Below are 12,070 nucleotides of genomic sequence, written 5' to 3'. Positions count from 1 at the left end.
CCGTCCCCCCTGTCCCCACTTCTGGCCCCGCACCGCCGCGACCTCTCGCCGCTCACCCCCGTAAGCGAGCCGCGAACTCCCTGCCGTGGTGCATCCGCGCGGTGTGCGTACGTCCTGGATTCGCTCGCGGCCACCGACGCGACCAGGCGGTGAAGGCGCGGGCCCGGCTGTGCCCGCACCCGGTCATGGGTGCTCGCCGGCAACCGGTCATGGATCTGCGGCCAGCACGGAACTCGGCTGTGGGCTCTCGGTTGGGTGCCGCCTGGTCACGGGTCCCCGGCCCAGCCCGGCACCTGGCTACGGGCTCGCCGGTCGGGTGCAGCTGGTCATGGGTCCGTGACCGCCCGGAACCTGGCCGTGGGCCCCGGACCGTCCCGCACCCGGTAGCGGGGCCAGAACCACTCGGTACCCGGCCACAGATCCGAGACCAGCCGGTACTCCGAGGCCAGCCCGTACACGGTCGCGGATCCGCGGCCGAGCCTGGAATCCCGCCGTGGTCGGCGCTCCGTCACAGCCGACCAGACCCACCAAGTCGACCGAGCCAGCCAGGCGACCAAGCGACCAGCCCCACCGGATCCCCCGGGCCCACCAGGTCCCACCAGAGGTCAACCAGGCCCACCGCATTCGGTCAGTCGTGCCAGGTCGGACCGGTGAGACGTCCTACATCCTGGACTGGATGATCGTGCTGGTGGAGGGCGCGGCGCGGCAGCGGACGCGGGCGAGGTCGCGTTGCACATCCCGCTGGCGGCACTGACCGTGGTGTTCGACCTGGTGGTGGTCGCGGTGCAGGCGATGGCGTCGTACCTGGGGGCGGCGCAGCAGACGGCGGTGATGGTGGCGGGTGAGGGACGCTGATCCCGACGACGGTCGGGGCGCTGCTGTCGGTGATCGGATTCGCCGGAACGGTCGGGCCGGCCGGTGCAGCGGAATGTGCTGGCGTTCCGGGGCGGCGGGCGATGGAGGCCGGGGGCATCAACACGTTGCTGGCGGACGAGACGGGGAGGGTCACGCGGGGGGCACCAGGAGGCACTGGCGTTCCTTCCGCTGCCGGGGCACGAGGCGCTGGAGCTGGTCTACGGCTACGGCTACGGCTACGGCTACGGCTACGGCTACGGCTACAAGTACAGCTACCGCTCCCGCTACGAGTACAGCTAGCTACCGCTGCGGAGTCAGCCGACGTGGACGCGGGGGCGGCGGGTGCGGTCGGGTTCGGCCTCGCGGAGGACTTCGCGGGTGACCGGGGCGACTTCGCCCTGGCCGAAGAGGAAGAAGCGGAGGAATTGCGCGAAGGGGTTTCCCTCGGTCCATTCGAAATAGATGTGCGGCCGGTTTCCGGTGGTGTCGCGGACGTACAGGAGCAGGGCGGCCAGGGAGTTGGAGACGGTGGAGCCGTCCAGCTCCAGCACACGGTAGCGGTCGTGCATGACGTGGCCGTGGACGTGCAGGGCGCTTTCGAATTCGGAGGGGTCGCGGATGGTGACTTCGACGAATACCAGGTCGTCCTCGGGCGGGATGTCGTTGTCAGCGCGGATCTGCTGGGCCTTGTCGCGGTAGTCGGCGAGGCTGCGATCTTCCGGTTCCTTGGCGATGAAGCGGATGCGGCGCTGGGCGATATCGCGGACGAAGCGCTGGGCGGTGTCGTCGAGGATGACGTCGGTGACGCGGAGTTCGAAGGCGCGGGCGAGCCGGGAGGCGAAGGAGAGCAGGATGATGCCGGCGATGAAGCAGGCGCCGATCTTCACACCGTCGGGGCGTTCGATGATGTTGGTGACGGTGGTGTAGAGGAAGACCACGGAGATGACGGCGAATCCGATGGTCCAGTGGCGTTGCCGGGCGCGGCGGGCGGCGATGGTGACGGCGATGGCGGCCGAGCTGATCAGGACGAGGACGCCGGTGGCGTAGGCGCTGCCCTGGGCGTCGACGTTGGCGTCGAAGATCCAGGTGACGAGGAAGGCGACGGCGGTGAAGACCAGGACCATGGGGCGGACGGCGCGGGCCCAGTGGGGCGCCATGCCGTAGCGGGGGAGGTACTGCGGCATGAGGTTGAGCAGGCCGGCCATGGCGGAGGCGCCGGCGAACCAGAGGATGGCGATGGTGGAGATGTCGTAGACGGTGCCGAAGGCGGAGCCGAGGTATTCGTGGGCGAGGTAGGCCAGGGCGCGGCCGTTGGCGGCGCCGCCGGGCCGGAAGGCGGGGGCGGGGATGAGGAGGGTGGTGACGAAGCTGGTGATGATGAGGAAGACGCTCATGATGACGGCGGCGGTGGTGAGGAGTTTGCGGGCGCCGCGGATGCGGCCGGTGGGGCGTTCCTCGGTGTCGTCGGGGTCGCCTTCGATATGCGGCATGACGGCCACGCCGGTTTCGAATCCGGAGAGGCCGAGGGCGAGTTTGGGGAAGACGAGCAGGGCGACGGCGATCATGGCCGGAATGTTTCCGTGCTGGGTGGTCAGGGCCCGGGTCCAGTCGGTGACGACGTGTCCGGCGGTGACGACGTGCCAGACGCCGGTGACGGCGACCACGGCGTTGAGCGCGAGGTAGGTGCCGACGAGGACGACGGCGACGCCGACGGCTTCCAGGAATCCCTTGAGGAAGACCGCGCCGAGCAGCGCGATCAGGATCAGCGTGATGATCAGCTGGTGGCCGTGCAGGGCGCCGCTGACGTGCGGGTTCTCGACGAGGTGGGTGGCGGCGTCGGCGGCCGACAGGGTGATGGTGATGAGGAAGTCGGTGGCGGCGAAGCCCAGCAGGGTGAGGACGAACAGCTTGCCCTTCCAGAAGGACAGCAGGCGTTCGAGCATGGCGATGGAGCCCTGGCCGTGCGGGCTCTCCTTGGCGACGCGGCGGTAGACGGGGAGCGCGCCGGCGAGGGTGACGGCGACGAGGACGAGGGTGGCGACGGGCGAGAGCAGTCCGGCGGCCAGGGCGGCGATGCCGGGCTGGTAGCCCAGGGTGGAGAAGTAGTCGACGCCGGTCAGGCACATCACCCGCCACCAGCGCTGTCCGTGCTGTGCGGGCTCGGGGGTGGCGCCCTGGCCGAGCGGGCGTTTGCCCAGGTCGGCCAGGCCCTTGAGCATCCAGGTGCGCAGCCGTTGCCGCAGTGTGGTCCGGGGTGAGCCACCGGCGGGGGCGGAGGCGGCCATCGTGTGCTCCTGTCGTACGCCGAAAAGTTCCGGCCATCGATAGCGGCGGGTTCAGCGTACGCACTGGCGGGTCGCTCGCCGTGGTGTGCGACGGGGCGCCGGGGTCGTGTCTCCGGCGGGGACGGGCGGGTGCCGGGCGGGGGCGCGACGGGTCCCGGCGAGGCCGGTGCGGCCCGTTCGGGGTGGCGCGGGCTCAAACGCGGTGCCGCCGAAGACCACCACTTCGGTGGAATGGCCCCGCTCTTCGCCCCGGGCCCGCCGCCCGGTCGCGGAGGATCGCCGGATGAGGAGGGTGCTGGCCGGTCCGGATACGGGAGGCGGAATGGCTCGTACGGGAGGCGGAATGGCGCGGTCGCGGTCGTGGCTGCGGTGCGGGGCGGCGGCGGCCGCGGTGTGCGGTGCGGTGCTGGCCGCGGTCCCGCCGGCGGTGGCGGGCGGCACGGTGCCCGCGATCCGCATCGTGGGCGGTACGGACGCGGATGTGCGGGAGGTGCCGTGGCAGGTGTCGCTGCGCAGCCGCGGCGGGCACATCTGCGGGGGTTCGATCATCCGGGCGGACGCGGTGGTGACCGCGGCGCACTGCACCACCGAGGGGCCGCCGGAGACGCTGAGCGTGCAGGCGGGCAGCAGTGTGCGCGGGTCGGGGGGCCAGGTGGCGCGGGTGGCGCGGGTGCTGCGGCATCCGCGATACGACGCCTCGACGATCGACTACGACGTGGCGGTGCTGGTGCTGGCGTCCCCGCTGGAGTTCGGGCCCGGGGTGCGGCCGATTCCGCTGATGGAGCCGGGGCGGGAGCCCGCCGAGGGCACGCCGGCGACGGTCACCGGGTGGGGCGCGACGCGGGACGGCGGCGATCTTCCGGTGCATCTGCGGCAGGTGGCGGTGCCCAAGCTCAGCGACGCGTACTGCAAGGGGGCGTACGGGCCGGAGTCGATCACGCCGAGGATGACGTGTTACGGCTACGAGGAGGGCCGCAAGGACGCCTGCCAGGGGGACAGCGGGGGTCCGCTGGTGGTGGACGGGCGGCTGGCGGGGATCGCGTCCTGGGGGACGGGGTGCGCGTCGCCGGGGCATCCGGGGGTGTATACGAAGGTGAGCGATCCGGCGATCCACGCGTATATCGCGCGGTCGTCGTAGGCGGGGGCCGGACCCCGCGCGGGCCGGTGATCCGGTGCGGGCTGTGGGTCTAGGGCGGGCCACCGCGCATATCCTGACGCGATGTTCGCTCCCGAGGGTCCTACGTTGCGTGAACTGGCCGTGCAGGCGCTGTCGTCCGTGGAGCGGGGCTACGACCTGCTCGCCCCGAAGTTCGACCGGACGCCGTTCCGGACGCCGGAGGCGGTGCTGGGGCCGGTGCTGCGGGAGTTGCGGGAGATGGGGCCGTTCGGCAGCGGGCTGGATCTGTGCTGCGGTACGGGCGCCGGGGTGGAGGTGCTGCGGCGGGTGTGCCGGGAGCGGGTGACCGGTGTCGATCTCAGTGCGGGGATGCTCGCGGTGGGGCGGGAGCGGCTGCGGGGCGCGGCGGGGCCGGGGGACGTTTCCGATGGGGAGGACGGGCCGGGCGACGTTCCCGGTGGGGTGGCCGGGCCGCGGCCGGCGTGGGTGCGGGCGGATGCCCGGGCGCTGCCGTTCGGGCCGGTCTTCGATGTGGTGGTGAGTTTCGGGGCGTTCGGGCACTTCCTGCCGCGGGAGCGGCCGGTGCTGTTCGGGCAGGTGGCGTCGGTGCTGCGGCCCGGCGGGCGGTTCGTGTTCCCGGTGGTGGCGCCGGCCAGGCCGGGGTCGGCGCTGTACTGGGGGCTGCTGGGCTTCGACGCCGTGATGCGGATCCGCAACGCGCTGTGGCGGCCGCCCTTCGTCATGTACTACCGCGGCTTCCGGCTGTCGGAGGTGCGGGCGGAGCTGGAGCGGGCCGGTCTGGCGGTGGAGACGCGGCCGCTGCCGGAGCTGGGCCGGCGCGCGGACGGGAGCCCGCGGTGCCGGCTGGTGGTGGCGACGCGGCGGTAAACGACGCCACCGGCACGGACCCGCGGCGCCATGCAGGCCATGGAAAGGGCCTACGGACCCGCGGCGCCACGCAGGCCACCGAAAGAGCCTACGGACCCCGGCGCCAGGGAGGCCACCGAACGGAACCACGGACCGCCGAGGCGTCATGACACCACCTCACCTCCCCCAAGCCCACCCCCTTGGCACGAACAAGGCATGCCCATGCCCACTTGTGACCGTTCCGTGGGAATCCCTTGGCCAACTCCTGCCCGGAGTAAGGTAGTTGGCATGCCGCAGAACAGCGCCGCATCGTTGCCGGAGCGCGCCGCTGGCGCGCCACGCCACCCGGTCCCGTCTGTGTCGTTGAGCCCGTCGTGATGTCTTATCCGCAACCCCCGAGCGCCGGCGCGGCCACCTGCGACCTCTGCCATGACCGCCGCCCCGCGCCCGGCGCGGCCGTGCTGATCGTCCGGCCGCCGCTGGGGCCGAAGCGCCAGGTGCGGCTGTGCGCGCCGTGCGGCGAGGACCGCCCCGGCCGCCGGCGCCGCGAGCTGATCGACGAGGACTTCAGCTGGCAGATGATGGCCCGTCAGGCGCATGACCTGGCGGACGCGTACACGGCCGGCCGGTGGCTGCCGTACGAGGACGAGCACCGCTGGGCGCTGGGATTGGCCCGGACGTACTGGACCCGGCCGGCGCTGGAGGCCGCGCTGCGCGACCCGAACCCGTACCTCCGGGCCGGCCGCCTGGTGCGCGTGGTGGAGCCGCTGCCCCGCATCCTCGGCGTGGTCGGGCCGGGTGACCGTGCGCTGCGGCCGGTGCAGGCCCTGCTCGACACCCTGGCGATCCGGTCCGCCCGGTCCTGACGGCCCGTCATCCGGCGCGGCGTCCGCCATGCGGCGGACCGGCCGGGCGCCCGGGGGTGTGCCGGGCGGCGGCGTCCGGCGCGGCTTGCGACGATGGCGGGGACCGGGCCGCCGGCCGCCCCTCCCCCACCGTACGGAGCCGCCATGTCCGCCAGCACCGATCTGCTCGTCGACGCCTTCGGCCGCGTCCGGGAAGCCGTGGAGGAGGTGGTCGACGGGCTCGGCGCCGACGACCTCGCCGCCCGCCCCGACGGGCGCGCCAACTCCATCGCCTGGCTGGTCTGGCATCTGACCCGGGTGCAGGACGACCATGTCGCCGGGGTGGCGGGCACCGAGCAGATCTGGAGCGCGGACGAGTGGTACGAGGCGTTCGGGCTGCCGTTCCCGGAGGAGGACACCGGCTACGGGCACAGCCGCAAGGACGTGGGCCGGGTCCGGGGGCTGACCGCCGAACTGCTGGCGGGGTACCACGCGGCGGTGCACGAGAGCACGGTGCGCTATCTGCGGACCGTCGCGGTGAAGGATCTGGAGCGGATCGTGGACCAGAACTGGTCGCCGCCGGTCACTCTCGGCGTGCGCCTGGTCAGCGTGCTGGCGGACGACCTCCAGCACGCCGGCCAGGCGGCGTATGTGCGGGGGCTGCTGGGGCGGTGACCGGGGCGGCGCACAGGGCGGTGTGCGTTCAGCGCCGGGGCGGGAGGCGGTGCAGCGTCACGTCGGTGAGCCGGCCGCCGGCGATCTCCACCGTCATATAGGTGTGGTGCGGCTGCCGGCGGCGGTCGGTGGGCGAGCCGGGGTTCAGCAGCCGCAGGCCGTTGCCGGCCGTGGTGTCCCAGGGGATGTGGCTGTGGCCGAAGACCAGCACGTCGAGGTCCGGGAAGCGGTCGGCGCAGCGGCGTTCCCGGCCCTTGGCGGGGCCGGTCTCGTGGACCACGCCGAACCGCAGGCCGCCCAGCTCGGCGCGGGCCACCTCGGGCAGCCGGGCGCGCAGGTCGGGGCCGTCGTTGTTGCCGTAGACGGCGATCAGCCGGCGGGCGCGGGTCTGGAGCAGGTCGAGGGTGGCGGTGTCGGTCCAGTCGCCCGCGTGCAGGACGGCGTCGGCGGCCGGTACGGCGTCGAGCAGCTGCGCCGGGAGTGCCTTGGCGCGCTGGGGGACGTGGGTGTCGGAGGTCAGCAGCAGGCGCACGGGCACGTCAGCGCTCCTGGGCGGTGGGCCGGACCATGATCTCGTTGATGGCGACCCGGGCGGGCTGGGTGACCATGAAGGCGATGCTGCGGGCGATGTCCTCCGCGTGGAGCCAGGCGTCCTCCGGCATGCCGTCGGAGGAGGTGATGCGGCCGCCGGCGGTCATCTCGGTGGCGGTCAGGCCCGGTTCGACCAGGCCGACCCGGACGCCGCGGCCGGTGACCTCCTGGCGCAGCGCCTCGCTGAAGGTGCACACCGCGTGCTTGGTGGCCGAGTAGACGCTGTTGTTCTTACGGGGCACCCGGCCGGCGACGGAGCTGACGGTCACCAGGTCGGCGACGCCGCGAGGGCCCGTACCGGCGGCGCGCAGGAGGTGCGGGAGGGCGGCGTGGGAGGTCCGCAGCACGGCCTTGAGGTTGAGGTCGACCATCCGGTCCCAGTCGCCGGGGTCGGCTTCGTCCACCGCGCCGCGGGCGCCGTATCCGGCGTTGTTCACCAGGACGTCCAGGCGGCCGAAGCGTTCCACGGCGTGCTCGACGGCCTGCCGGGGCTGGTCCGGGTCGCCGAGGTCGGCGGCGAACGCGGCCGCCGGGCCGCCGCCCTGCCCGCCGATCTCCTCGGCGAGGTCGCGGAGCCGGTCGGCGCGACGGGCCACCAGGGCGACCGCGCAGCCCGCGCGGGCCAGGGCGAGCGCGGTGGCGGCGCCGATGCCGCTGGAGGCGCCGGTGATCAGGGCGGCGGTGCCGGCCAGCGGGGGGTGGGTGGAGGGGGCGTCGGGAGTCGTCGGGGTGCCGGTGGGCATGGTGGTCTCTCGCTCCTCTGCTCACGGTCCGGGTCGCGGGAGGTGTACCCGTTCGGGCACCTGACGCACCATCACTCACCGCCGCCACTGGGGCCGCAGGAGTACGCCTGAGGTCGCGTCAGCGGACCGCGTCCGGCCGGTGCGGGCGGCCGGAGAGCGGGTATCACCAGGGGGAATCCGCTTCTCACGCTCCCTGGAGCCGCTCATGAAGCACACCCATCCCCTGCCCGGTGACATCGGACTCACCCAGATATCCGGTGTCACCGGCCGGCTGATCCGCTTCGGCCAGTGGATCAACGGAGACGGCTTCGCCGACTACGAACACGCCTTCCTCGTCCTGCCCGGCGACCGGCTGCTGGAGGCCGAGCCGGGCGGCGCCCGTATCCGGCCCCTCAGCTCGTACCGCGGCTCCGACGTGCTCTATGTGTGCCCGAAGCGGCTCACCGAGCAGCAGCGCGACCGGATCTGCGCGGCGGCCGACCGCTACGTGGGCGTGCCGTACAGCTTCCTCGACTATCTGGCGATCGCCACCCACCGCTTCCATCTGATCGTGCCGGGGCTGCGCCGCTATGTGGCCAGTACGCGGCACATGATCTGCTCGCAGCTCGTCGACCAGTGCTATCAGGACGCCGGGGTCCACCTCTTCGCGGACGGCCGGTGGCCGGGGTATGTGACGCCGATGGCGCTGTACACGCTGCTGGCCCACTGACGGGCGGCGGACAGCACGGTGCGGGCGCGCCGGTGTTCGGCACGCCCGCACGGGACCGGTCCGGTCAGGTGCCGGACTTGCGGCCGTAGACGTACACGTCATCGCCGTTGCGGAGCAGCGACCAGTACTTCTTGGCGTCGTTCGGCCGCATGTTGACGCAGCCGTGCGAGCCGGGGGCGGACCACACGCTGCCGCTGATGGCGTGGAACGCCTCCCCGCCGTCGAAGAACTGGCTGTACGGCATGGGCGTGTGGTAGATGGTCGACACGTGGTGGAGGTTCCGCCAGTAGATCCGCTTCAGACCGGTGCGGGTGGCGTCGCCCTTGCGGCCGGTGCGTACGGGTACCGGCCCGTAGACCAGCCGCCTGCCGTCCTGGATCCAGCTGATCTGGCGGGTCAGGTCGACGCAGGCGATCCGTCCCTTGTTGGTGGGGCACTTGTGGGCGCTGTTGGGGTTGCGGCCGGCCGCCCGCTGTTTGGCGACGAGCTGCATGACGCTCCAGGTGACGGGCCCGGCGTACCCGTAGTCGGGGGTGATGCCGTGGCTGGTCTGGAAGGCGCGGATGGCGCGGCAGTCGGCCGTCGACTGGCGGCCGTCGACGCGGAGTCCGAGGAACCGCTCGGCCTGCCGCTGGTACGGGCCGCGGAGCCCGTAGCAGCCGGTGGAGCCGGCGGCCTGCGCGGTGCCGCCGAGGGCGACGGTCAGCGGGAGGGTCAGGGTGGTCAGGGCGAGCGCCGCGCCCGCTCGCCGGCCGAGGGCGCCGGTGGCGGGTCTGCGGAGCCGGAAGGGTATGCGTGGCTTCATATCCGGTAGGACTCCTGGGCCGCCGGGGCGGTTGCGGGAGGATACGGCACGCCGTCCGTTATCCGCCAAAATTCGGCGCGGTCAGCGGCAGTTGGGCGCGGTCGACGCGCAGCCGCAGGGCGGACTGCGCCCGGTCGAGGGCGGTGCGGAGATCGTGCGGGGTGGCGGCGACGGCGGTCGCGAGGGCGACCCGGCCGTCGATCAGGCCCTTCCGGGGCGGGGAGACGACGTCGCCGGGGCCGACCAGGGGCACCAGCAGGTCGATTCCGGCGGGCGGTTCGGTCCGGTCGAAGCCGATCGAGGTGATCACCGCGTCGTTGTGCGGCGGGTAGAAGAAGCGGACGCCGGCCACCGCGCGGTGTGCGGCGGCGGTGTGCGGTTCCCGGCCGCAGGCGACGGCCGCGGCGGCGAGGCCGGGGTCGATGCCGGTGGCGCGCAGACCGAGGTAGGGGATGAGGTCGCCGCCCAGCCGGCCGTTGACCTCGATCACCTTGGGGCCGTCGGCGGTGAGTTTGAGTTCGGTGTGCGTCCAGCCGTCGGTGTAGCCGAGCGCGGTGTGCACGGCCTGGAGGGTGTCGGTGAAGTCCGGGTCGGCAAGGAGGGGTTCGCCGCCGTCGACCAGATGGCCGGTCTCCTCGAAGTACGGGGCGAAGCCCACTTCCTTGCGGCCGAGGAAGAGCGGGGTCACCCGTCCCCCACGGACCACCGCGTCGACGCTGACCTCGGGGCCGTCCACGAACTCCTCGACCAGGACGCCCTGCTCGAAGACCGGGGTGTGCGGGACGGGGACGTCGCGGGTGGCGGTGAACTCGTCGGCGAGCTGGGCCGCGTCCCGTACGAGGACGACGCCCTGGCTGCCGCCGGCGGCCCGCGGTTTGATGACGACCGGGTAGCCGAGCTTCCCGGCCGCGGCGGCCGCCTCGTCCAGGTCGGAGACCACCGCGAACGCCGGCTGCGGCAGCCGCGCGACGGCCAGTGCCGTACGGGTGGCGAACTTGTCGCGGCAGCGGCGGACCGCGTCCGGCCGGGTGCCGGGCAGTCCGAACTCCTCGGCGACCAGGGCGGCTTGCACGATGTGCTCCTCGTGCCAGCTCAGTACGCCGTCCACCGGCTGCCGGGCGGCGATCCGCCGGGCTGCGGCGAGGACCGCGTCGGCGCCGGTGTCGGGGACGGCGGTGAAGCCGTCCAGATACGGGCGCTCCCAGGTGGGTTCGGTGTGGTTGATGAGGTGGACGCGGTACCGGGTGGAGATCGAGCGCAGCAGGTACTCGCGGTACTCGCGCAGCCCGTTGGTGACGAGAAGCAGCAGGGGCATCTGGTCAGGCCGTGTCATACGGGGGCGTCCTTCCTCTGCCGGAGGGTGGCGCGGCGGGTGGCGCGGCGGGCCGCCCGCCATCCTAGGCAGCGGGGCCGGTAACAGGCAACGTTTGCCCGGCGATTAGGGCTGCGGGCGGCCGGTCCGGTCCTGCTTCCGGCCCTTCTGACTGATCACTCGTTCCGGCTGCGCCCGGTTATGCCTTCCGGCGCGGCAGCTGGACGTTCTCGGCGCGCAGCAGTCCGCGCAGGCCCTCCGGGGAGATGTCGTCCACCACGCCCTGGGCGATCAGGAAGTCGGCGAGCTTGGTCAGGCTCCAGTGGGTGAACGCAAGTCCGTGCTCGGCCGGCCGGGACCGCGCGACCTCGGCGATCCGGTGGCGCTGCTCGGGGGTGAAGGTGGGCGGCCGGCCGCCGCGGTATTTGGGGTAGAGCGCGTCGAAGCCCTCCGCGTTGAAGGCGTGCAGGGCGTCGCGGACCCGGTCCTCGCTGGTGAACGCGACCTCCGCGATCCGGGCCGGGTCCATGCCCTGGGCGGAGAGCAGCACCATCTGCGCCCGCCGCCAGGTCACCACCGAGCCCGCGCCGCGGCGGATGATCCGCAGCAGCCGGTGCACTTCGTCGTCGTCAAGCGGTCGGACCCGCACGCGTTCGGCCATGCGGGGATTGTGCCAGGCGATGGGCGGGCGCAGTGGGTGGTCTTGTAGCGGGCGAACGTTAGTTGATGAGGTGAACGGTGCGGGGAGGTGCCAGGGTGCGTACGACGTCGAACTCGTTGCCCTCGGGGTCTGCCATGACCACCCAGTTCCGGTCAGCGCCCTGGCCCACATCCACCTTGGCGGCGCCGAGGCGCAGCAGCCTGGCCACCTCGTCCTCGGTGCTGCCGTCGATCGGGCTGACGTCGAGGTGGAGCCGGTTCTTCACGGTCTTGCCCTCAGGCACCTGGATGAACATCAGGGTGGGCGGCATCTGGCGGGCCCGGACCTCCTCGACGGCCGGCTCCCAGGAGCCGATCTCGACCTTGCCCTCGCTCCGGTCGATCACCTTGAAGTCCAGGACCGCGCACCAGAAGGCCGCGAGGCGCTCCGGATCGTGGCAGTCGACAACCAACTCGGTGAACCTACTGGTCACTACTCCCCCAGACAGTGCGGACGGGGGCTCAGCCTAAGGGGCCGCGTCACCGTTCCCGTCCGGAATCGCTACGTCCACCGACCCTTGGGGGCGATCACCTAGGGGGCGGGTGGGCCCCCTGTGGGTCCTCAAC

The 12,070-nt window shown here is 72.8% G+C and carries 13 protein-coding genes and 1 pseudogene; 7 read left to right on the top strand and 7 right to left on the bottom strand.

The features are described 5' to 3' along the window. Positions 1-729 precede the first annotated feature (729 nt). Together ADL22_RS36615 and ADL22_RS06620 are read left to right on the top strand one after the other, a co-directional pair. Positions 730-855 (top strand): hypothetical protein, encoded by a 126-nt coding sequence (locus ADL22_RS36615; protein ID WP_267890146.1) that lies wholly within the window; start codon positions 730-732, stop codon positions 853-855. A 63-nt stretch (positions 856-918) separates the two neighbouring features. After that, positions 919-1,155: a hypothetical protein gene (locus ADL22_RS06620; protein ID WP_066974663.1), complete on the top strand. Its 237-nt coding sequence runs from the start codon at positions 919-921 to the stop codon at positions 1,153-1,155. Positions 1,156-1,169: 14 nt separating this feature from the next. Here the strand turns inward: ADL22_RS06620 and ADL22_RS06615 are convergent, their stop codons facing one another. After that, a complete protein-coding gene (locus tag ADL22_RS06615; RefSeq protein WP_066974660.1) occupies positions 1,170-3,140 on the bottom strand; it encodes an APC family permease in 1,971 nt (656 codons plus the stop codon). Between the two features lie 343 nt (positions 3,141-3,483). Between ADL22_RS06615 and ADL22_RS06610 the strand changes: the two genes are divergently transcribed. From ADL22_RS06610 to ADL22_RS06595, 4 genes are all read left to right on the top strand, one after another. Continuing rightward, a complete protein-coding gene (locus ADL22_RS06610; RefSeq protein ID WP_066974658.1) occupies positions 3,484-4,278 on the top strand; it encodes a serine protease in 795 nt (264 codons plus the stop codon). Between the two features lie 81 nt (positions 4,279-4,359). Next, on the top strand, positions 4,360-5,145 hold the full coding sequence (locus ADL22_RS06605) for a class I SAM-dependent methyltransferase (RefSeq protein WP_066974657.1): 786 nt from the start codon (positions 4,360-4,362) through the stop codon (positions 5,143-5,145). Between the two features lie 356 nt (positions 5,146-5,501). After that, the gene (locus ADL22_RS06600; protein WP_234430568.1) at positions 5,502-5,990 is read left to right on the top strand and encodes a hypothetical protein; all 489 of its coding nucleotides are present in this window, start codon (positions 5,502-5,504) and stop codon (positions 5,988-5,990) included. Positions 5,991-6,134: 144 nt separating this feature from the next. Then, entirely contained in the window at positions 6,135-6,644 is a 510-nt protein-coding gene (locus ADL22_RS06595; protein WP_066974655.1) for a mycothiol transferase, read from the top strand. A gap of 28 nt (positions 6,645-6,672) precedes the next feature. Here the strand turns inward: ADL22_RS06595 and ADL22_RS06590 are convergent, their stop codons facing one another. Beyond that, positions 6,673-7,176, bottom strand: a complete 504-nt coding sequence (locus ADL22_RS06590) for a metallophosphoesterase family protein (RefSeq protein ID WP_066974665.1) — start codon at positions 7,174-7,176, stop codon at positions 6,673-6,675. A 7-nt stretch (positions 7,177-7,183) separates the two neighbouring features. Next, positions 7,184-7,978, bottom strand: coding sequence for an SDR family oxidoreductase (locus ADL22_RS06585; protein WP_066974653.1), 795 nt, complete (start codon positions 7,976-7,978; stop codon positions 7,184-7,186). Positions 7,979-8,183: 205 nt separating this feature from the next. On the opposite strand from ADL22_RS06585, the gene ADL22_RS06580 reads away from it, so the two are divergent. After that, a complete protein-coding gene (locus ADL22_RS06580) occupies positions 8,184-8,687 on the top strand; it encodes a hypothetical protein (RefSeq protein WP_066974651.1) in 504 nt (167 codons plus the stop codon). A 64-nt stretch (positions 8,688-8,751) separates the two neighbouring features. Here ADL22_RS06580 and ADL22_RS06575 read toward each other — a convergent pair whose 3' ends face one another. From ADL22_RS06575 to ADL22_RS06560, 4 genes and pseudogenes are all read right to left on the bottom strand, one after another. Continuing rightward, positions 8,752-9,492 (bottom strand): L,D-transpeptidase family protein, encoded by a 741-nt coding sequence (locus ADL22_RS06575; RefSeq protein ID WP_066974649.1) that lies wholly within the window; start codon positions 9,490-9,492, stop codon positions 8,752-8,754. A 58-nt stretch (positions 9,493-9,550) separates the two neighbouring features. Next, positions 9,551-10,825, bottom strand: a complete 1,275-nt coding sequence (locus tag ADL22_RS06570; RefSeq protein WP_066974648.1) for an ATP-grasp domain-containing protein — start codon at positions 10,823-10,825, stop codon at positions 9,551-9,553. 184 nt (positions 10,826-11,009) lie between these two features. Continuing rightward, positions 11,010-11,465: pseudogene (locus tag ADL22_RS06565) on the bottom strand (helix-turn-helix domain-containing protein); the annotation flags it as partial. A 58-nt stretch (positions 11,466-11,523) separates the two neighbouring features. Continuing rightward, positions 11,524-11,937, bottom strand: a complete 414-nt coding sequence (locus ADL22_RS06560; protein ID WP_066974646.1) for a VOC family protein — start codon at positions 11,935-11,937, stop codon at positions 11,524-11,526. Positions 11,938-12,070: the final 133 nt, after the last annotated feature.

Origin of the sequence: Streptomyces sp. NRRL F-4489 (assembly GCF_001509485.1) — a bacterium.
Lineage (GTDB): Bacteria > Actinomycetota > Actinomycetes > Streptomycetales > Streptomycetaceae > Streptomyces.
This window is presented reverse-complemented; position numbering and strand designations above follow the sequence as displayed.